Here is a 19,705-nt window from a genome sequence, read left to right on the forward strand (position 1 = left end):
CTCTATGCATAGCAAAATTCTGGGTACTGGCAGCTACCTGCCGAGTTCAGTGCGTACCAACGCCGATCTCGAGCAGATGGTTGAGACCAGTGATGAGTGGATCGTGGAACGCACCGGTATCCGTGAGCGCCGTATTGCCGGGGCTGACGAGACCGTTGCCACCCTCTCTTACCAGGCCGCCCTGCGCGCCCTGGATGCAGCCGGCTTGACCGCTGCCGATCTCGATATGATAGTGCTGGCCACTACCAGTGCTGAAAATGCCTTCCCGGCTGCCGCCTGCGAGCTGCAGGGGCTGCTCGGCGTACCGGGCATCCCTGCCTTTGACGTGGCAGCTGCCTGCGCAGGCTTCACTTATGCGCTCTCCATTGCCGATCAGTTCGTCAAATCCGGCGCTGCCCGCCATGTGCTGGTCGTCGGGGCCGATGTACTCTCCCGCATGTGCGATCCACAAGATCGCGGCACCATCATCCTGTTTGGTGATGGAGCGGGGGCTGTGATTGTCGGTGCCAGCGAGACGCCTGGTATCCTCTCTACCCATCTTCATGCCGATGGCCGTTATGGCGAACTGCTCAAGCTGCCTCATCCCCGTCGCGGCATGCCGGGTGCCGAGCTCGAAGCCTACATGTATATGAAGGGCAACGATGTCTTCAAGGTCGCTGTCACCCGTCTGAGCGAGATCGTAACCGAAACGTTGGCCGCTGCTGGCATCGAGCCGAGCGAGCTGGACTGGCTGGTGCCGCATCAAGCCAACTTCCGCATCATCAGCGCCACAGCCAAGAAGCTCGGTATGAGTCTCGATAAAGTGGTGCTGACCCTCGACAAGCACGGCAACACCTCTGCTGCGTCCGTCCCTGTCGCCTTCGATGAAGGGGTGCGGGATGGCCGGATCAAACCGGGTCAGCTGGTACTGCTGGAAGCCTTTGGCGGCGGTTTTGCCTGGGGCTCGGCGCTGGTTCGCCTCTGATCTTCGGCGGGATGGTGTCTCCATCATCCCGTCACCGATTTCATTTTTGTCTTATCTAAAAGGAATCAATGATGACCCAATTTGCCATTGCCTTCCCGGGACAAGGTTCCCAGTCCGTTGGCATGCTGGCCGAGCTGGCCGAACAACATGCCGTGATCAAGGAGACCTTCGCCGAGGCGAGTCAGGTGCTGGGTTATGACCTGTTTGCCCTGGTGATGGATGGTCCGGTTGAAGATCTGAACAAAACCTGGCGTACCCAGCCTGCGCTGCTGACAGCCTCTGTCGCCCTCTGGCGCCTGTGGCAACAGCAGGGTGGGGCAACGCCTGCCATGATGGCGGGTCACAGCCTGGGTGAGTACTCGGCGCTGGTTTGCAGCGGCGCACTCGATTTTGCCGATGCGGTCAAACTGGTCGAGTTGCGTGGTCTGGCCATGCAGGAAGCGGTACCTGAAGGCACCGGCGCCATGGCTGCTATCATCGGTCTGGATAACGAATCCATCGCCGCCAACTGCGAAAAAGCGGCACAAGGGCAGGTGGTCTCTCCGGTCAACTTCAACTCCCCGGGCCAGGTGGTTATCGCCGGTCACAAAGAGGCCGTTGAGCGCGCCAACGTGCTGATGAAAGAGTCGGGCGCCAAGCGTACGCTGCCGCTGCCGGTCTCCGTGCCGTCTCACTGCGCGCTGATGAAACCTGCCGCAGAAAAACTGGCAGCTGCGCTGGACGGGATCGAGATCAAGGTTCCAACCATCGCGGTCATCAATAATGTCGACGTATCCTGTGAGCAGGATCCGGCCGCCATCAAGCAAGCGCTGGTACGTCAGCTGTTCAGCCCGGTTCGTTGGACCGAGACTGTCGAGCGGATGGCCAATGAGGGCGTTACCCTCGAGATCGAGATGGGACCGGGCAAAGTGTTGTCCGGGCTCGCCAAGCGCATCGACAAGCGGGTGGAAGGTGTTCACGCCAACGATGCCGCCTCTTTCGAGCAGGCGCTGGCCCAGATCAAGTAAACAGGAGCAAGAGATGAGCTTTACCGATAAGGTTGTGTTGGTGACCGGTGCCAGTCGTGGCATCGGCCGTGCGATTGCCGAAACATTCGTGGCCCGTGGCGCGAAAGTGGTCGGTACGGCGACCAGCGAGAGCGGTGCCGAGGCGATCAGCGCCTATCTGGGCGAGAATGGTTGCGGCATTGCACTAAACGTGACCAGCCAGGAATCCATCGAAGCCGTCTTCGCCGCCATCAAGGCGCGCTTTGGCGACATCGACATCCTGATCAACAACGCGGGGATCACCCGTGACAACCTGTTGATGCGGATGAAAGATGACGAGTGGAACGAGATCATCGATACCAATCTGACCTCGCTTTATCGTCTGAGCAAACCGGTGTTGCGTGCCATGATGAAGAAACGTCACGGTCGCATCATCAGCATTGGCTCCGTGGTGGGAACCATGGGCAATGCCGGTCAGGTCAACTATGCTGCCGCCAAGGCCGGTCTGGTTGGTTTTACCAAATCGTTGGCGCGGGAAGTGGCATCCCGTGGTATCACAGTGAACGCGGTTGCTCCCGGTTTCATCGAAACCGACATGACCCGTGCCCTGAATGACGATCAACGTGCCGGCATCATGAGTCAGGTGCCTGCCGCCCGTTTGGGTGATCCAAAAGAAATTGCCGCAGCTGTGGTATTCTTGGCTTCTGATGAAGCAGCCTATATCACCGGCGAAACCCTGCATGTTAATGGCGGGATGTACATGGTGTAATCAATTTGTCGTAAGATCTGTTCAAATTTGCGATAGTACGCCGAAGTTTGGCACATTTCGTGGTTTGACCAGCGGCAAGCTACTTGCAAACTCACGTCAATTGAATAAACTACCCCAACCAGACGCAAATAGCGTATTTTTAAAGGAAAATTCAGGTCATGAGCAACATCGAAGAACGCGTAAAGAAAATCATCATCGAACAACTGGGTGTTAAAGAGGAAGACGTTAAGAACGCTGCCTCCTTCGTCGACGACCTGGGCGCTGACTCTTTGGATACCGTTGAACTGGTAATGGCGCTGGAAGAAGAATTCGATACCGAAATTCCTGATGAAGAAGCCGAGAAGATCACCACTGTTCAAGCGGCTATCGACTACATCACCGCTAATCAGGAATAAGTTCCTGTTCTGAAAGAAGCGGCCCAAGGGCCGCTTCTTTTGTATTTGTTCCTTTTCAAAACACCTCTCGGAGACTACCTCAGTGTCAAAACGCAGAGTCGTGGTGACCGGCTTGGGGATGCTTTCCCCGGTGGGTAACACTGCCGAATCCAGCTGGCAAGCACTGCTCAACGGGCAGAGCGGCATTTCCCTTATCGAACATTTTGATGCCAGCGAGTTTGCAACCCGCTTCGCAGGTCTGGTCAAGGATTTCGATCCCGAGCAGTACGGTATCAACCGTAAAGACGCTCGCAAGATGGATCTCTTCATTCAATACGGCATCGCGGCCGGTATGCAGGCGCTGGATGATTCCGGCCTGACCATCAATGAAGAGAATGCCGAACGTGTCGGCGTGGCGATTGGCTCCGGTATCGGCGGTCTGGGTCTGATTGAACAGAACCACGAAAGCTTGGTCAACGGCGGCCCGCGCAAGATCAGTCCCTTCTTCGTTCCGTCCACCATCATCAATATGGTGTCCGGTCATCTTTCCATCATGAAAGGTCTGCAAGGGCCGAACATCGCCGTGACTACCGCCTGTACCACGGGTACCCATGCCATCGGCATGGCTGGCCGGATGATCGCTTACGGTGATGCCGACGTGATGGTCGCCGGTGGTGCCGAGAAAGCCTCTACCGCGATGGGGATGGGTGGCTTCGCTGCCGCCAAGGCACTCTCCAACCGCAACGACGAGCCGCAAAAAGCGAGCCGTCCGTGGGATAAAGATCGCGATGGTTTCGTGCTGGGTGACGGTGCTGGTGTACTGGTGCTGGAAGAGTACGAACACGCCAAGGCCCGTGGCGCCAAGATCTACGCCGAGTTGGTCGGTTTTGGCATGAGCGGTGACGCGTACCACATGACTGCGCCTCCTGCAGATGGCAACGGTGGTGCTCGCGCCATGAAAAATGCCATCAAGGATGCCGGCATTGCCCCCGAGCTGATTGGTTACATCAACGCGCACGGTACCTCCACCCCGCTGGGTGATGTGGCTGAACTGCGTGGCATGAAGTCGGTGTTTGGTGAGCACGCCAAATCCCTGATGGTCAGCTCCACCAAGTCGATGACTGGTCACCTGCTGGGTGCAGCTGGCGCCATCGAGGCGATCATCACTGTGCTGGCCCTGCGCGATCAGATTGCACCGCCCACCATCAACCTGGACAACCCGGATGATGAGTGCGATCTGGATCTGGTGCCCCATGTGGCCAAGCCAGGCAGCTTTGAATACGCCCTTTCCAACTCGTTTGGTTTTGGCGGCACCAATGGCTCACTGATCTTCAAACGCGTATAATTTGCCGCAGGGCAAAGACACAGGCCCGATACTGCCGGTATCGGGCCTTTTTTATCGGAGGGATCCCTTTGCTTATCAATGGAATGCAGCTTGATACCATCTCGGCCCATGATCGGGGGCTGGCCTATGGTGACGGTCATTTCACCACCATGGCGGTCAGGGAGGGTCGCGTGTTGCAGTGGCCTGCCCATCTGGCACGGTTGCAGCTGGCCAACAACCGGCTGGGATTGGTTGAACCGGACTGGGATCTCTTGACCCGGGAGGTTGAAGAGATGGTGGCCGACCAGCCACAATGCGTGGCCAAGGTGATCCTGACCCGCGGCGAAGGGGGGCGGGGCTATGATGGCAGCGGATGTCAGCACACAACCCGGATTGTCACTCTGGCGCCATTTCCCACTCACTATGGCCAGTGGCAACAGGAGGGGATCGAGATGGTGGTGTGCCGCCAGCGGATCGGTGATGCGCCTATGCTGGCCGGGCTTAAAACCTTGAATCGTCTGGAGCAGGTATTGCTGAAAAGCGAACTTGTCAGCCGAAATGCAGTCGAAGGGATAGTGCTTAACAGTCGTGGTTTTCTGATTGAAGGGGTCAGTGCCAATCTGTTTTGGCGTCGGGGCAAGACGGTGTTTACGCCCGATCTCGCCCGCGGTGGTGTCGATGGCATCATGCGTCGCCAGGTGATGACGATGTTGAAACAGATGAGTATTGAGTTGCGTGTGGTAGAGGCTCCGCTGGAGTCACTATGGCAGGCGGAAGAGGTGTGGCTCACCAATACCCTGATGGGGGTCGTGCCGGTCAATGGCATCGAGGATATTCACTATCCCCCAGCGGTATTGAGTCGCCGTTTACAGGAGCGTTTGGTCATTGAAGTTTAATCGGCTTTACACCCTGCTCGCGGGGGCGGCACTGACGGTAGCCGCTGCCGGGGGCTATGTACATTACAAATGGCAACAGGTAGAGACGCTCACCAACAAGGGGCCGACCCGGCTCTTTACGGTGGAGAAAGGCGCCCATGCGGCGCGCCTCATTGCCGAACTGGGTGAGGGGGAAACCAGCCCCTGGGCGGTGCGGCTCTGGCTGCGCAGCCATCCCGAACTGGTGGCCATCAAATCGGGCACCTATGAAATCAAGGAAGGGGCCCCTCTCAAGGAGACCCTTTCTCTGTTCGCATCGGGTAAGGAGTTTCACTTCAGCCTCACCTTCGTCGAAGGTTCCCGTTTCGAGGATTGGCAGAAGCAACTCTCCAGCGCCCCATATCTTGAGCGGTTGACCGTCGAGCAATCCGAAGCCGACCTGGCGCAGGAGCTCGGTATCGAGAATGGCAAGCTGGAGGGGTGGTTCTTGCCGGAAACCTACGCCTATACCACCCATGCCAGCGATCTCTCAATCTTGCGTCGCGCCCATCAGGATATGGAGACTTTCCTGCAGCAGAGCTGGGAGAAACGTCAGGCCAACTTGCCTTACAAAACGCCCTATGAGGCGCTGATCATGGCCTCCATCATCGAGAAGGAGACCGGCCAGCCGGACGAGCGGGCGCAGATCGCCTCGGTGTTTGTCAATCGTCTGCGTCTGGGCATGAAGTTGCAAACCGATCCCACCGTCATTTACGGGGTGAAAGATCGCTACGATGGCAACATTCGCCGCAGCGATCTGACCGACAAGAATCCCTACAACACCTATGTGATCGATGGTCTGCCGCCCACGCCTATTGCCATGCCGGGCAAGGCCTCCATCGAAGCTGCGCTTAACCCCAAGTCGACCGACTATCTCTACTTTGTCGCCAAGGGGGGCGGTGCCCACTATTTCTCCAAGACCCTCGACGAACATAATCGGGCGGTTCGCGAATACATATTGAAGAAACCCTAATGTCTAAATTTATTGTGATCGAAGGATTGGAAGGGGCAGGGAAGAGCTCGGCCGTTCGTTATGTGACCGACTATCTGCAGCGTCACGGCATCAACCGGATCGAGTGCACCCGCGAGCCGGGTGGTACGCCACTGGCCGAGCGGATGCGGGCCATCGTCAAAGAGGTGCATGACGAACGCCTTACCATCGAGGCCGAACTGCTGCTGATGTATGCCTCTCGGGTACAACTGGTGGAGACCCGCATCAAGCCGGCACTGGCCGATGGTGTCTGGGTGGTGGGGGATCGCCACGATCTCTCCTCCCAGGCCTATCAAGGCGGTGGCCGTGGTATCGATGCCCAGCTTATCGGAGCCATCAAGCAGGCGGTGCTCGGCAACTTCAAGCCGGATCTCACCCTCTATCTCGATATCGATCCTGCCCTTGGCTTGCAGCGCGCGCGCCATCGCGGCGAGCTGGATCGCATCGAACTGGAGCAACTGAGCTTCTTCGAGCGTACCCGAACTCGTTATCTCGAACTGGCCGCCAAGGATGATTCCATTGTGGTGATCGATGCGGCGCAAACGCCGGAACAGGTCAAAGCTGCCATCGAGCGTGCATTGGATCACTATCTGTCGAACGAGCCGCTATGTATCCCTGGCTGATCCCCGACTGGCATACCCTGAGCCAGACTGCGCAGTCCGGTCGTCTCGGCCACGCCTGGTTGTTGCTGGGCGATCCCGGTCTTGGCAAGGAGCAACTGGCCGAGCGGCTGGCGCGTTTGCACCTTTGCCAGCAACCGGATCGCGGAGAGCCGTGCGGCCACTGCCACTCTTGCCAGCTGTTTGACAAGGGCAACCACCCGGATCTCGGCACCATAACTCGCGACAGCAAGACCATCGGGGTCGAGGCCATTCGCGAGATCTGCACCCGGCTGCAGGGCTCTGCCCAGCTCGGCCGTGGCAAGGTGGTGATCATTCCTGATGCGGAGCGGATGACCGAATCGGCGGCAAATGCCCTGCTGAAAACTCTGGAAGAGCCGGCCGGCGACAGCTTGCTGTTGCTGATCGCCTCCCAGGTTTCCCGGTTGCTTCCCACCATTCTCAGTCGCTGTCACAAACATGTCTGCCAGTTGCCAGCGGAAGGGGAAACAGTACGCTGGTTGGCCGAGCAGGGTCATCAGGCCACTCTGGCTCAGGTGCGGATCTGTCAGGGGGCCCCGCTGCGGGTACTCGACTATATCGAGCAGCAACAGGACGGGACTCGCCGCGAACTGCTGGAACAGTTTGTAGCCCTGAGTCAAAGTCCGGTCAAGGCGACGGCTTTGTGCAGTCAGCTTGGTCAGGAGACGCAGGTCAGGTTGCACTGGTTGCAGCTCTTCTTGTGTGATGCCCTGAAAACCCAGGCCGGATGTGGTCACCATCAGCTGGCAATGCCTGATCTGGCCATCTTGAGTCAACGGTTGGCGGAGCAGCACTCCAGCGAAAAACTGCTGGAGGCAGAACAAGATCTGGTTGCCCTGAAAGCGGCATGTCAGCCGGGTCAGCTCTCCAATCCCACCATCCATCTGATGAACTGGCTCAGTCGCTGGTTATAAGTACCGACAAGCAGAAAGGTTTTATATGTTACTCGTTGATTCCCACTGTCATCTCGATCGCCTCAGCTATGGCAGCAAGCAGACCAGCTTGGCTGATGTACTGGCAAAGGCCGCGAAACTGGACGTGGGATATTTTCTCTGTGTCAGTGTGACTCAGGCACAGTTCCCGACCATGCTCGAGGCGATCGCTCCCTATCCCCAGGTATTTGCCTCTTGCGGGGTACACCCGCTCAATCAGGAACCCGGTGTCGATGCCGAGTTGCTGCTCAAGCAAGCTGCCGATCCACGTGTGGTGGCCATCGGTGAGACCGGTCTCGATTACTTTTACTCACCCGAGAACAAAGAGGTGCAGCAAGCCTCTTTCCGCGAACATATCCGGGTTGCTCGCGCGTTGAACAAGCCGCTGATCATCCATACCCGCGATGCCCAGCAAGATACCTTGCAGATCATGCTTGAAGAGGGCGCTGATCAGGTTGGCGGTGTGCTGCACTGCTTCACCGAATCCCTCGAAATGGCGCAAGCTGCGATGGCGATGGGGTTCTATATCTCCATCTCCGGGATCGTCACCTTCAAAAATGCGTCTGCCCTGCAAGAGGTGGTCAAGGCTCTGCCCCTCGACAGATTGCTGGTCGAAACCGACTCGCCCTATCTTGCCCCCGTGCCGCATCGGGGGAGGGAGAACGAACCCGCCTTTGTGCGAGACGTTGCGCAGTTTATTGCCGATCTGCGTCATATTCCGCTTAATGAATTGGCAGAAGCCACCAGCCGGAATTTCTTTGAACTGTTCAAGCTGGCGAAAAAATAATCCCCAAGCCCCGTTATTCGGGGCTTTTTAATTTTCAAATGCCAAGCTAATTACCCACCTGAATATCAACATCGAGCTACGTTATCTCTCACTTCTTCCTGCCAATTTTACTTTTTCGTTTCTGCTAAACTGGGTCGAATGATATTCCTATGTTTCCTTTATTCAGCGTGGTCAAAGGGTATTGAAATAAGATGTTCTAAGTATCGATAATATTCATTATCGATACTTGATGTATGGGAAGGATCCTGTAAGATCCTCTCAAACTTCATATGAATCATAGAGTTCCGTGGCATATCCAACCTTGTCCAATCCGGCTCATCAGTCACTGCAGACTGTTTTCGATGCACAGCTAAATAGTCGGGCACGCCGCTTTTTGCGCAGTGCAAAAGCGGATTCCACCCTCAATGCCTATCAGGCGGATACCCGTATTTTTGTCTTCTGGTGTCAATTGCACGGGCTGGATCCACTGCAAACCACCCATCACGACATCATGAATTTTCTCGCAGATCAGGCTGACGGCGTATTGGCCGACTGGGTATGGCTGGATAAAGAGGAGGGAAATGGGGAGCTGCGCAATGGTGAACCTCGTAAACCGGCAACCCTGGTGAGACGGCTTGCCGGGATCCGTTATGCCTTCAGGCAGAAAGGCATTCACCCCATGCCCACCGAACATCCCGAAATCAAGGAGATGATGCGCGGTATTGTCAGGTTGGGGGATAACCGCAAGCGCAAAACCGGTGCCCTGACGCTGCAACCTTTGACCCAGGTGCTGGATGGCATCGACACCGGTGATCTGGCTGGCTTGCGTGATCACACCTTGCTGCTCTTGATGTTCAGTGGCGCCTTGCGCCGCTCGGAAGCGGCTCGAATTGAGGTGAGCGATCTCGATTTTGTGGGGCAGGGGCTCCGCCTTCGCCTCAAACCGAGCAAACATCAGCTGCATGAAACCGAGATCGCCCTGATCCCGGGCAAACACTATTGCCCCGTGTCGGCACTGCAAAAATGGCTACACAAAAGCCGGATCAGCGAGGGGCCGCTGTTTCGGCGCATGAACCGCTGGGGTCAACTGATGGCTGAACCACTCGGCCCCCAGGGCATCAATCTGATGATCAAGCGGCGAACAGGCCAAACCATCGACGATCTCTACGTCAGTGGCCACAGCCTGCGCCGTGGATTTATCACCTCGGCGGTGACTGCCGGCAAGCCGATGAACAAGATCATAGAAATCACTCGCCACAAGGATATGCGAACCCTGCAGGAGTACTTCGATGACGCCCACAAATTCTCCGATCATGCCCTTGATGGCTTGCTTTGACACAACTGCGTCACTTCACTTTTTATGTTAAATGATATCTTGTTGATCTGATGATATATTTGCCGTGCAGCCAGCAGCCCAAAGGGGAAGGGTATCTTCCAATGGATAATGGCATGTGATGAGAGATAACAAACTCGGAAACGTAATATCGCAAGGACATATGAGCCAAGAAATAACAGTGCGTGAAGAGCAAGAGGTGGGGCCCCAAAACAATGCCGAGCGGCAGCGCCAACATGTAAAACGCAAGCAGGAGACCCATACCCGGCTGCAATGCTGGATCAGCAATCGCCACGCCGAACGATTGGCCGCACTGGGTCTTCATCTCGAAGACAGTCAGGCATCACTCATCGAGCAGGCGATCGATCTGCTCTACCAACATGAGCTGGGTAGAGAACCTCCGTTTGAAAACAGAGTCGCCACACAGGTCGAAGAGACCGTTGAATAGACACAAGAGTGAAGTAACAGCGATACGTGAAGAGATAAAAAAAGCCAGGTACGAATTCCTTGTACCTGGCATAGGGGAATTGGCTCCTTGCAGAGCCGTGCGCTAACTGGTGTTCGGATTGCCTTAAGCTTAGACAAGGCTCAAGGCTTTTCAAGATCCGAAGAAAAGTTCAACCAGAGTGTGGGTATTTTAGACTCGTTCAAGTGCTTATGCACCGAACGGCCCACTACGCATTGAACAGATTGTTGTCACGAACCAGCTCGCGGGGGAGGGCATTCTTGACCCGACTACCCACCCATTTCCCCATTCCCAGGGTATGCCCCTGATAGCGGACGATCACCTCACCTGTGTCCGCATCCTGCTCTGGCCAGACGTCCCGCCCCATCATGAATTCCCGCGCATTGGCGCTATCCAGTTCGACTACACCCTTGCTCGCTTTATCGCCATAGGCCAGAGCCCACTCATGAGTGAGGCGATAGCCTTTCTTGAACGTCTCGGCCAACTTGATGCCGATGCGATCGAAACGCAACTTGCCCTGCACCTGATCAAACTGCTGGGGGAAGAGCCAGATCTCGTCATTGCGGCCAAACAGCTGACCCTGCGGTGCCACCCCAAAGTTGGCTTCGATCTCGCGCAATATGGGTTCTGCCTCTTTGGCAGGAAGCAGCGTAAAGGGGAATTTACCCAGCTTGCCCGGCTTGAACATGGTGTTGGGCACCGAGTGATGCTTGCGCAATCTGGCGACGAAAAAGCCTTCACTGTCGAAGATCTGGGGCCAAACGTGCAGGTATCCTTCGGATGTACAGGCCTGCTCTGCATGGGGGAACAGGTCAGCCAGCGAATCAAAACTCAAGGCATCGCCAAACTTGTCCAGCAAGGATTGGCAGACCGCCTGATTCTCCTGCTCACTCAAGGTACAGGTGGAGTAGACCAGCACACCGCCCGGTTTCAAGGCATGGAAGGCACTCTCCAGCAACCCTTGCTGCACCGCCGCAATCTCGTCGATGCTCTCGATGCTCCAGTTGCGCAGTGCATCTTCATCCTTGCGCACCGTACCTTCACCTGAGCAGGGGGCATCGAGCAGGATGGCATCGAAGGTCTCCGGCAACCACTGGCCAAATACCTTGGCATCAAAATGGGTCATCCCCACATTGGTCACGCCGCAGCGCTGGATATTGGCGCTAAGCACTTTCAACCTGCTGCTGGAAAATTCGTTGGCAACCAACATCCCCTGATTGTTCATCAAGGCGGCTATCTGGGTGGTCTTGGAGCCGGGGGCAGCCGCCGCATCCAGCAACATGCCATCCGATTTGATCTTGTCGCTGGCAAAGAGTGCCGTCACCGGCAGCATGGAGCTCGCTTCCTGAATGTAGAAGAGCCCGCTCAAGTGCTCGGCGGTGTTGCCAAGGGGGACGGTTTCATCGCTGCGGGTCAGCCAGAAGCCGGTATCACACCAAGGGACAGGGTCAAGCTGCCAACCCAGTGGCTCCATCAGGGCGACGAAATCTGAGACGGCTATCTTCAAGGTATTGACCCGAATGCTGCGGCGCAGCGGACGTCGACAACTGGCCACAAACTCATCCATCGAGAGATGGGCCGGCATGATGGCCGCAATGTGGCGTAAAAAGTAATCGGGAAGGAAGGTGTTGTCGTGCACTGTGCCGTCTCGTTGACCGAAAAAGAGGGGCGATATCCTACCACAAGGCTAAGAATATTCTGAATCTGAACCCTATCAACAGGCACCGGAATATAAAAAAGCCCGGCACTGTGCCGGGCTTGGATGAGATACAAAGGGAAGAGATCAGGGCTGGATACGCGGACTCCACTCCAGCCACTCTTTCTCGGCCTTGCCGTAGAGCGGATAGCTGTGGCCAGCCTTGACGGTTGGCCCCATCTCTTTCTCCGGCGTATTGAAGGCGATGCCGCCGGCCAGCAGGCTCTGCACCGTCTCCACTTCGATAGTGCCACCGGTCAGCCCGATATCCGCCTTGACCCCGGAGACATTCCAGAAACGGGAGTTGGCCCGCACCAGATGGGCATACTCCTGATCCACGTTGACATCGATCACCACCTCGCTACCATCCCGAGCCAGCGCCACCTTGGTGACACTGCCCACCACCATTTTGCGAAACAGCAGCGGGCTGCCGACGCTCAGGCCATTGACGGAGGGGCTCTTGAGGGTCAGGGCCAGACCCACCTGGCCGACCTGACTCAAGGGGAAGCGATCTTTGCCAGCGCCTTTACCGGGTTGTGCTTCTACAAACGCCCCCTTGATCAGGGTATCAAGGTGAGCGACACCGCCTAGCCCCAGCTTGGCCTGCACCAGAGTAAAGCGGGCGCCGGACTGTAGGAAACGCTCGGCGTAGTGGCCATCGAGTTCCGCCTTGAAGATCACCTGACCCAGTGACGGCTCCAGCTCGATCTCTTCAATTTTGCCGATATCGACACCGCGATAGCGGATCGGGCTGCCAATCCCGAGCCCCGGATTGCTCTCTGCCACCAGTGACAGCTGGCGCACCTTGGCCTTGGCTTGCTCCCTGGAATCGAACAGTTGATGACTGCTACGGCCATTGGCCAACCGATCGAACTCGATGGCACCGCGCAGCAGGGTACCGAGGTTGCCCACCTTGACCTGCACCCCATCGACCCGCACCTTGGTGTCGATGGCCGGTTTTTTCCAGAACTGGGGTTGCTGGGCGAGGAGGGGAGCATAGACCCCATCAATCTCGAGTTCGATCTCGACCCCCTCTTTGGCGGCGCGTAGCTGTTTGACCTTGCCCGCTTCCAGCCCCAGATAGAGCACAGGCGAGCCAATCCCAATGCCATCGGCCTGATCTGCCTTGAGCAACCAGCGCTGCGGCTTGGCATCACGGGTACCGAGCAGTGCCAACTCCTGACTGGGGTAGAGACGGTTAATCCGCTCGCCACTGCTGGCTTGTACCAGCTTGATCCCGCCCCCCAACCAGGCACTGGCCGGACTGGTTTCTACTTTGATGCCGCTCAGATCGGCATCGATCTGCAACGGGGCGGCGCGATAGAAGCGGGCACGGTTGAGCAGATGGCCATAGTTAGGCGCCATCACCAGCTCGACGCTGGCATTGCCGCGCGCATCCAGGGTGAGCTGGCTGATACGGCCCACCTGCAATCCTTTGTACCAGACAGGTGCATCCTGATTGAGCCCCGCCAGATCGTCAGCCTGCAGCGTCACCTTGGTGCCGCTCTGGGGCGCGCGATCGGTCAGGGTCATCTTCTGTACCGGTTTGCCCGCCACATAGTCGAGGCGAATGGCCGGACCGGAGAGCAGGCGATCTGCATGCTGCACACCGGTCGCGGAGAGGGAGACGCTCTCCCACACCAGTTGACTCTTGTCGGTAATGCGATAGGCCTGCTCCGGGTTGATCAGCGCCGTCACCACCCGGCCTTTGTCGGTGAGGCGAATGGGGTCGATACGACCAATCTCGATCCCTTCATAGAGGATGGGCATCCCCTCCTTGACCGGAAGATCGCCAGCCGCAATGTCGATACGCGCACCGCGTGCCGCTTCCGCCAGCCCTTTATAGAGGACGAAAGTCTGTCCCTTCTCCGGTTCCGGTGAATCTTTGGGCGAGTCAAAGGCAATGCCGCCGCTCAGAATGGAGGTGAGGCTGCCGGCCTCCACGCTGACGCCAGCCAGACTGAAGGAGCCCTTGATGCCACTGATGTTCCAGAAGCGGGTATCGGCTTTGACCAGATGCTCGAAACGCGGCTCGATCACCAGATCCAGAATGACGTTCTGGTTGTCTTGACCCAGGCGGGTATTGATGACGCTGCCCACCTCGATACCGCGGAAATAGAGCTTGGCGCCAATCCCAACCGAACCCAGCGAATCGGCGGTCAGGTGCAGCATCCGCCCCTGAGCCTGATAGCCGGGAGGGGGGCCATCCAGTGCATCGAAGGTCTCCTCCAGCGGATTGCTTTCACGCCCCGGTTGCAGGTTGATGTAGTTGCCGGAGACCAGGGTATCGAGGCCGGAGATTTCGGTGAGCGACGCCTTGGGGCTCACCAGCCAGAAGTCGGATCCCTTGCGGATCAGCGGCCTGGCACGGCTGTCAATCTTGGCCATTACCGCAATCTTGCGGCCATCTTCAGCCAGCTCCAGCTCTTGCACCACGCCGATGGCCACCCCCTGATAACGAACCTGGGTTTTACCCGGCAAGATGCCGTTGCCCTGGGCGAAGTTGATCTGGATAAGCTGGCCACGGCTCAATACCTGCTGATAGAGAAAGCCACCCGCCAGCAGCAGGGCTATCAGGGGTAACAGCCAGACCGGCGATAACCAGCGACGCTTTTCAATGACGGGTTCAGCCCCGATCATAGTGACTCCTTATTGGCTGGATTAAACAGCACATCAGACAAAAACAGAGAAATCATCAACGGGCCGCCTTGTCCCATAGTAAACGGGTATCAAGCATGCGAGCCGACATCATGGTCAGCACCACCACACCGGCAAAGGCGGTGGCCCCCGGGCCTGCGCGGACACTCAGCAGCACACCCCGATCGACCAGTGCCACCATCAGCGAAATCACGAACAAGTCCAGCATTGACCAGCGACCGATAAAATCGATCACCCGATACATCACCAGCTGGCGCTTGCGCCGAACCGGCTTGGCCCGCTGCAACTGCCAGCAGATCCAGCCCAACCCCAATATCTTGCCCACGGGTACCAGTATGCTGGCGGTGAGAACTATGGTGGCAATCCCGCTCATTTTGCTGCGATAGAGCATCATGATACCGCTGAAGATGGTATCTGACTGCAGCAACCCCTTGTTGTAGAAATGGGTAATGGGCAACAGATTGGCAGGCAGCAACATGAAGGTGGCGAGTGCCAGCAAGCCCCACGACCAGGCGAGGGAGCGGGGAATGCGCACCTGCAACTTGCTGCTGCAACGGGGGCAGACTGCCCCGGCTTGATAACGCACCAGCAAACCACAGGTATGGCAGCGGCAGAGCCCCATCTCACGGGCGCTGGTCATGTTCCGGCTCCTTTAACGGGATCCGCGCCCAGTAGGGGGCGGGGTCAAACAGGATCAACAGGGTCATGTTGAGCAGCATCAGAATACCGAGGCTGAGCAACCCGCCACCGAGGCGCACATCGGCGATGTCGATCAGTTTGAACAGGGCAACCAGCAGGCTGACGATATAGACCTCCAGCATGGCCCAGTGGCGAAACACCTCGACCAGCTTCAAAGTGACGGGAAGAATGTGCCAACGTTTTGCCAGACCCGAAGCCAGCGCAAAGATCCCTGCCAATAACCCCACCGGCGCCAACACGGCGCACCAGAGCACCAGGCTGGCCACCCACCATTCTCCCTCGCCAAACAGCACCAGAATACCGCGCAGCAGGTCGGCGTCGGTGTTGACCCCAGCCAGCCGCAGATAGATCAGCGGTTCAAAAAAGGCGGAGGGCAGCAGCAGAAATCCGGTGATGGTCAGGGCCATCAACTGGGAGGGACGAAAGGCATAACGGCCATAGAGATGCTGGTGACAACGCGGGCAGTGGGCATGGCGACGCAGCGGCAGTGCTTTGCGCTGGATCAGCAAGTCGCACGCCGGACAGACAATTACGGAACCGGGCTCCATCATACAATTCAACCTGTTGAAGGAATTGGTGAAATTTACCCTAAAACCGGTTTCCTGTCTTGCCTGCGGCCAGAATGTTACGAAAGTATAATTGACGTTAACGTAAACGTGATATTAGATAGCCAGACTAGACAGGTGAAAGGAGTCATGATGTCCAGTTTGTCCCCCTCGGCAGGCCTGCGCTTTCGCACCGCCCTTGCCAATGAACATCCCCTGCAGATCGTCGGCACCATCAATGCCTATATGGCGCTGATGGCCGAGCGCAGCGGTTTTCAAGCTATTTATCTTTCAGGTGCCGGAGTGGCCAATGCCTCCTACGGCTTGCCGGATCTCGGTATGACCTCCCTCAACGACGTGCTGATCGATGCCGAACGGATATCTGCTGCGACCCGTGTGCCGCTGTTGGTCGATATCGATACCGGCTGGGGCGGGGCATTCAATATCGCCCGCACCATTCGCGCGTTCGAGCGAGCCGGGGTTGCCGCCGTCCATATGGAAGATCAGGTGGCCCAAAAGCGCTGCGGCCACCGTCCCAACAAGGCGGTGGTCACGCTGGAGGAGATGTGCGATCGCATCAAGGCAGCAGTGGATGCCCGCGAGAATAGCGAGTTCGTCATTATGGCCCGCACCGATGCACTGGCGGTGGAGGGGATGGAGTCTGCTCTTGAACGCACCGCTGCCTATGTGGCCGCCGGTGCCGACATGATCTTCGCCGAAGCGGTGACCGAGCTTGCCCAGTACGACCAGTTCAAGCTGGCGGCCAAAGTGCCGATCCTCGCCAACATGACCGAGTTCGGCAAAACCGAGCTGTTTGACAAAGAGCAACTGGCCGCCTACGGGGTCGACATGGTGCTCTACCCCTTAAGTGCCAACCGCGCAGCCAATCAGGCCGCCCTCAACGTCTATCACCATATTCGCCAGGATGGCCATCAACGGGCCGTCGTGGAGACCATGCAGACCCGGGAGTCGCTCTACGACTTCCTCGGATATCACCACTACGAGCAGACACTGGATCGTCTGTTTACAGCCAAGGAATAGGAGGCAGCTTATGGGACAGCAAAAACCGTTGGGCGGGGCCGGTCTGCGCGGTCAAAGCGCAGGGGAGACCAGTATCTGCACCGTGGGCAAGAGCGGCACTGGTCTTACCTATCGCGGCTATGACATCAAGGAGCTGGCCGACAGCGCTCAGTTCGAGGAGGTCGCCTATCTGCTGCTCAAGGGGGAATTGCCCGGTGAGCAGCAGCTTGACGCCTACAAGCGCGAACTGCGTCGCCTGCGCACCTTGCCCCTGCCGCTGCTGGAGGTACTGGAGCGCATTCCCGCCGATGCCCATCCCATGGATGTGCTGCGCACTGGCTGCTCCATGCTCGGCGATCTGGAGCCGGAAGATGGCTTCGAGCATGAGCATGAAGTGGCGGATCGGCTGCTGGCCGCCTTTCCGGGCATTCTGATCTACTGGTACAAGTTCAGTCACGAGGGCGTTCGCATCGCCCTAGATACCGATGAAGAGTGTATCGGTGGCCATTTCCTCGCGCTGCTGCACCAGAAAGCGCCGAGCGAGCTGGAGCGTCGGGTGATGCATGTCTCCCTCATCCTCTACGCCGAGCATGAGTTCAACGCCTCCACCTTTGCGGCGCGGGTTTGCGCCTCGACGCTCTCTGACATGTTCTCCTGTATCACCGCCGCCATCGGCACCTTGCGTGGCCCGCTCCACGGCGGTGCCAACGAGGCGGCCATGGCGATGATTGAAGATTGGCAAGACGAGGCGCAGGCAAGGCGCGAACTGCTGGCCAAGCTGGCGGCCAAGGAGAAGATCATGGGCTTTGGCCACGCCATCTACCGCACTTCTGATCCGCGCAACGTCATCATCAAGGAGTGGTCGGCCAAGCTTGCCGAGGCGGTAGGGGATGATCGCCTCTATCGCGTCTCCTGCGAGGCGGAGAAGGTGATGTGGGAAGAGAAAGAGCTCTTTCCCAACGCAGACTTCTTCCATGCCAGCGCCTATCACTACATGGGGATCCCGACCAAGCTGTTCACGCCTATCTTCGTCTGCTCGCGGGTCACCGGCTGGTGCGCCCACGTGATGGAGCAGCGCGAGCACAACCGGATCATCCGTCCGAGCGCCGATTATGTCGGCCCGGCGCCCCGTCACTTTGTCTCTCTACAACAACGATAAGGAAATCACGATGTCCGCCAACGTCGACGTCAACCACAGACCCGAGCCCGATCAGGTGCTGGTCGATATTGCCGATTATGTCTGCAACCACCCCATTACCAGCGAGTCGGCGCTCGACACTGCCCGCTACTGCCTGATGGACACCCTTGGCTGTGGCCTGCTGGCCCTGCGCTTCCCCGAGTGCACCAAGCACCTTGGCCCCATCGTCCCCGGTACACTGGTACCCCATGGTGCCCGGGTGCCCGGTACCCAGCTCTGCCTCGACCCGGTCAAGGCGGCCTGGGATATCGGCGCCATCATCCGCTGGCTCGATTACAACGACACCTGGCTGGCCGCCGAGTGGGGCCACCCCTCCGACAATCTGGGCGGTATTCTCGCCACTGCCGACTGGCTCTCCCGTACTCGCGTGGCCGATGGCAAGGCACCGCTCACCATGGCCGATGTGCTGGTGGCCATGGTCAAAGCCCACGAAATTCAGGGTGTGCTGGCGCTGGAGAACTCCTTCAACCGGGTGGGTCTCGATCACGTGGTGTTGGTCAAGGTCGCCAGCACCGCCGTGGTGACTCATATGCTGGGTGGCACCCGCGATCAGGTGATTGATGCGGTCTCCCAGGCCTGGGTCGATGGCCAGAGCCTGCGTACCTACCGTCATGCCCCCAATGCGGGGTCGCGCAAGAGCTGGGCAGCGGGGGATGCAACCTCGCGCGCGGTGCGCCTCGCCCTTATCACCATGAGCGGCGAGATGGGCTATCCAGGCGTACTGAGCGCGCCCAAGTGGGGTTTCTACGATGTGCTGTTCAAGGGCAATCAGTTCGCCCTGCATCAGGGATACGGCAGCTATGTGATGGAGAACGTGCTGTTCAAGATCTCCTATCCCGCCGAGTTCCACGCCCAGACTGCTGTGGAGTGCGCCATGAAGCTGCATGGGCAGGTGAAGGGACGGCTGGAGGAGATCGACCGTATCGAGCTCACCACCCATGAGTCGGCCATTCGTATCATCAGCAAGGTCGGTGCCCTCAACAACCCGGCCGATCGGGATCACTGCCTGCAGTACATGGTGGCGGTGCCTCTCATCTTCGGTCGCCTGATCGCCGAGGATTATGAGGACGATGTTGCCGCCGATCCCCGCATCGACGCGCTGCGTAGCAAGATGGTGGTGCAGGAGGACAAGCGTTACAGCCGCGAGTATCTGGAGGCAGACAAGCGTTCCATCGCAAACGCCATCCAGATCTTCTTCAAGGACGGCACTCACACCGCCAAGGTGGAAGTGGAGTATCCGGTCGGCCATCGCCGTCGCCGGGAGGAGGGGATCCCGCTGCTGGTGGAGAAATTCCAGCACAATCTGGCCACCCGCTTCCCAGCCAAACGGGTCAACGACATTTTGGCCCTCTGTCAGGACGGGCCGCGCCTTGCCGCCACCCCGGTGCACGCCTTTATGGATCTGCTGGTGATCTGACCGGTCTTGTAT

At 58.0% G+C, this 19,705-nt stretch carries 19 protein-coding genes; 15 read left to right on the forward strand and 4 right to left on the reverse strand.

Features of this window, described 5'->3' with window-relative positions; all coding sequences use genetic code 11:
- Positions 1-4 precede the first annotated feature (4 nt).
- From ACTG2S_RS11840 to ACTG2S_RS11895, 12 genes are all read left to right on the forward strand, one after another.
- Positions 5-964, forward strand: coding sequence for a beta-ketoacyl-ACP synthase III (locus ACTG2S_RS11840; RefSeq protein ID WP_040065495.1), 960 nt, complete (start codon positions 5-7; stop codon positions 962-964).
- Positions 965-1,035: 71 nt separating this feature from the next.
- On the forward strand, positions 1,036-1,971 hold the full coding sequence (gene fabD, locus ACTG2S_RS11845; protein ID WP_274161469.1) for an ACP S-malonyltransferase: 936 nt from the start codon (positions 1,036-1,038) through the stop codon (positions 1,969-1,971).
- A gap of 13 nt (positions 1,972-1,984) precedes the next feature.
- Positions 1,985-2,719 carry a 3-oxoacyl-ACP reductase FabG gene (gene fabG, locus ACTG2S_RS11850; protein ID WP_274161448.1) on the forward strand — a complete coding sequence of 245 codons (735 nt, stop codon included), beginning with the start codon at positions 1,985-1,987 and terminating at the stop codon, positions 2,717-2,719.
- A gap of 158 nt (positions 2,720-2,877) precedes the next feature.
- The gene (acpP, locus tag ACTG2S_RS11855; protein WP_005300909.1) at positions 2,878-3,114 is read left to right on the forward strand and encodes an acyl carrier protein; all 237 of its coding nucleotides are present in this window, start codon (positions 2,878-2,880) and stop codon (positions 3,112-3,114) included.
- Between the two features lie 82 nt (positions 3,115-3,196).
- Complete coding sequence (gene fabF / locus ACTG2S_RS11860) at positions 3,197-4,438, forward strand: beta-ketoacyl-ACP synthase II (protein WP_167572740.1); 1,242 nt, start codon at positions 3,197-3,199, stop codon at positions 4,436-4,438.
- Between the two features lie 68 nt (positions 4,439-4,506).
- Positions 4,507-5,313, forward strand: a complete 807-nt coding sequence (gene pabC / locus ACTG2S_RS11865; protein WP_439982555.1) for an aminodeoxychorismate lyase — start codon at positions 4,507-4,509, stop codon at positions 5,311-5,313.
- Entirely contained in the window at positions 5,303-6,304 is a 1,002-nt protein-coding gene (mltG, locus tag ACTG2S_RS11870) for an endolytic transglycosylase MltG (protein ID WP_005333156.1), read from the forward strand. Before pabC ends, mltG begins: the two co-directional genes overlap by 11 nt.
- Positions 6,304-6,945 carry a dTMP kinase gene (tmk, locus tag ACTG2S_RS11875; RefSeq protein WP_005345536.1) on the forward strand — a complete coding sequence of 214 codons (642 nt, stop codon included), beginning with the start codon at positions 6,304-6,306 and terminating at the stop codon, positions 6,943-6,945. The genes mltG and tmk overlap by 1 nt, the downstream gene beginning before the upstream one ends.
- Entirely contained in the window at positions 6,930-7,877 is a 948-nt protein-coding gene (gene holB / locus ACTG2S_RS11880) for a DNA polymerase III subunit delta' (protein ID WP_439982557.1), read from the forward strand. Before tmk ends, holB begins: the two co-directional genes overlap by 16 nt.
- A 25-nt stretch (positions 7,878-7,902) precedes the next feature.
- Positions 7,903-8,682 (forward strand): TatD family hydrolase, encoded by a 780-nt coding sequence (locus ACTG2S_RS11885; protein ID WP_100653773.1) that lies wholly within the window; start codon positions 7,903-7,905, stop codon positions 8,680-8,682.
- A gap of 286 nt (positions 8,683-8,968) precedes the next feature.
- The gene (locus ACTG2S_RS11890; RefSeq protein ID WP_129504075.1) at positions 8,969-9,997 is read left to right on the forward strand and encodes a site-specific integrase; all 1,029 of its coding nucleotides are present in this window, start codon (positions 8,969-8,971) and stop codon (positions 9,995-9,997) included.
- Positions 9,998-10,157: 160 nt separating this feature from the next.
- A complete protein-coding gene (locus ACTG2S_RS11895) occupies positions 10,158-10,442 on the forward strand; it encodes a RepB family protein (protein ID WP_042083054.1) in 285 nt (94 codons plus the stop codon).
- Between the two features lie 226 nt (positions 10,443-10,668).
- On the opposite strand, the gene rsmF is transcribed toward ACTG2S_RS11895, so the two are convergent.
- From rsmF to ACTG2S_RS11915, 4 genes are all read right to left on the reverse strand, one after another.
- The gene (rsmF, locus tag ACTG2S_RS11900; protein WP_279498253.1) at positions 10,669-12,099 is read right to left on the reverse strand and encodes a 16S rRNA (cytosine(1407)-C(5))-methyltransferase RsmF; all 1,431 of its coding nucleotides are present in this window, start codon (positions 12,097-12,099) and stop codon (positions 10,669-10,671) included.
- 144 nt (positions 12,100-12,243) lie between these two features.
- Positions 12,244-14,796, reverse strand: a complete 2,553-nt coding sequence (locus tag ACTG2S_RS11905; protein ID WP_439982560.1) for an MlaD family protein — start codon at positions 14,794-14,796, stop codon at positions 12,244-12,246.
- A 55-nt stretch (positions 14,797-14,851) separates the two neighbouring features.
- On the reverse strand, positions 14,852-15,454 hold the full coding sequence (locus ACTG2S_RS11910; RefSeq protein WP_005333132.1) for a paraquat-inducible protein A: 603 nt from the start codon (positions 15,452-15,454) through the stop codon (positions 14,852-14,854).
- Positions 15,438-16,064 carry a paraquat-inducible protein A gene (locus tag ACTG2S_RS11915; RefSeq protein WP_005333129.1) on the reverse strand — a complete coding sequence of 209 codons (627 nt, stop codon included), beginning with the start codon at positions 16,062-16,064 and terminating at the stop codon, positions 15,438-15,440. Before ACTG2S_RS11915 ends, ACTG2S_RS11910 begins: the two co-directional genes overlap by 17 nt.
- Before the next feature lie 147 nt (positions 16,065-16,211).
- Here ACTG2S_RS11915 and prpB point away from each other — a divergent pair, with 147 nt between their 5' ends.
- The 3 genes from prpB to ACTG2S_RS11930 are packed head-to-tail and all read left to right on the forward strand — an operon-like array spanning position 16,212 to position 19,693.
- A complete protein-coding gene (gene prpB / locus ACTG2S_RS11920) occupies positions 16,212-17,099 on the forward strand; it encodes a methylisocitrate lyase (RefSeq protein ID WP_439983250.1) in 888 nt (295 codons plus the stop codon).
- Between the two features lie 10 nt (positions 17,100-17,109).
- A complete protein-coding gene (gene prpC / locus ACTG2S_RS11925; protein ID WP_042055047.1) occupies positions 17,110-18,237 on the forward strand; it encodes a bifunctional 2-methylcitrate synthase/citrate synthase in 1,128 nt (375 codons plus the stop codon).
- A gap of 10 nt (positions 18,238-18,247) precedes the next feature.
- Positions 18,248-19,693, forward strand: coding sequence for a bifunctional 2-methylcitrate dehydratase/aconitate hydratase (locus tag ACTG2S_RS11930; RefSeq protein ID WP_439982561.1), 1,446 nt, complete (start codon positions 18,248-18,250; stop codon positions 19,691-19,693).
- Positions 19,694-19,705 lie beyond the last annotated feature (12 nt).

It is taken from the genome of Aeromonas sp. 82P, from assembly GCF_051919365.1.
Taxonomy (GTDB): Bacteria; Pseudomonadota; Gammaproteobacteria; order Enterobacterales; family Aeromonadaceae; genus Aeromonas; species Aeromonas veronii.

Coding starts and splice junctions, on each gene's coding strand:
- ACTG2S_RS11885 (WP_100653773.1), top strand. CDS start 7,903: ATGTTACTCGTTGATTCCCACTGTCATCTCGATCGCCTCAGCTATGGC.
- prpB (WP_439983250.1), top strand. CDS start 16,212: ATGTCCAGTTTGTCCCCCTCGGCAGGCCTGCGCTTTCGCACCGCCCTT.
- acpP (WP_005300909.1), top strand. CDS start 2,878: ATGAGCAACATCGAAGAACGCGTAAAGAAAATCATCATCGAACAACTG.
- fabG (WP_274161448.1), top strand. CDS start 1,985: ATGAGCTTTACCGATAAGGTTGTGTTGGTGACCGGTGCCAGTCGTGGC.
- holB (WP_439982557.1), top strand. CDS start 6,930: ATGTATCCCTGGCTGATCCCCGACTGGCATACCCTGAGCCAGACTGCG.
- prpC (WP_042055047.1), top strand. CDS start 17,110: ATGGGACAGCAAAAACCGTTGGGCGGGGCCGGTCTGCGCGGTCAAAGC.
- ACTG2S_RS11905 (WP_439982560.1), bottom strand. CDS start 14,796: ATGATCGGGGCTGAACCCGTCATTGAAAAGCGTCGCTGGTTATCGCCG.
- ACTG2S_RS11930 (WP_439982561.1), top strand. CDS start 18,248: ATGTCCGCCAACGTCGACGTCAACCACAGACCCGAGCCCGATCAGGTG.
- ACTG2S_RS11840 (WP_040065495.1), top strand. CDS start 5: ATGCATAGCAAAATTCTGGGTACTGGCAGCTACCTGCCGAGTTCAGTG.
- ACTG2S_RS11895 (WP_042083054.1), top strand. CDS start 10,158: ATGAGCCAAGAAATAACAGTGCGTGAAGAGCAAGAGGTGGGGCCCCAA.
- tmk (WP_005345536.1), top strand. CDS start 6,304: ATGTCTAAATTTATTGTGATCGAAGGATTGGAAGGGGCAGGGAAGAGC.
- ACTG2S_RS11915 (WP_005333129.1), bottom strand. CDS start 16,064: ATGATGGAGCCCGGTTCCGTAATTGTCTGTCCGGCGTGCGACTTGCTG.
- ACTG2S_RS11910 (WP_005333132.1), bottom strand. CDS start 15,454: ATGACCAGCGCCCGTGAGATGGGGCTCTGCCGCTGCCATACCTGTGGT.
- fabD (WP_274161469.1), top strand. CDS start 1,036: ATGACCCAATTTGCCATTGCCTTCCCGGGACAAGGTTCCCAGTCCGTT.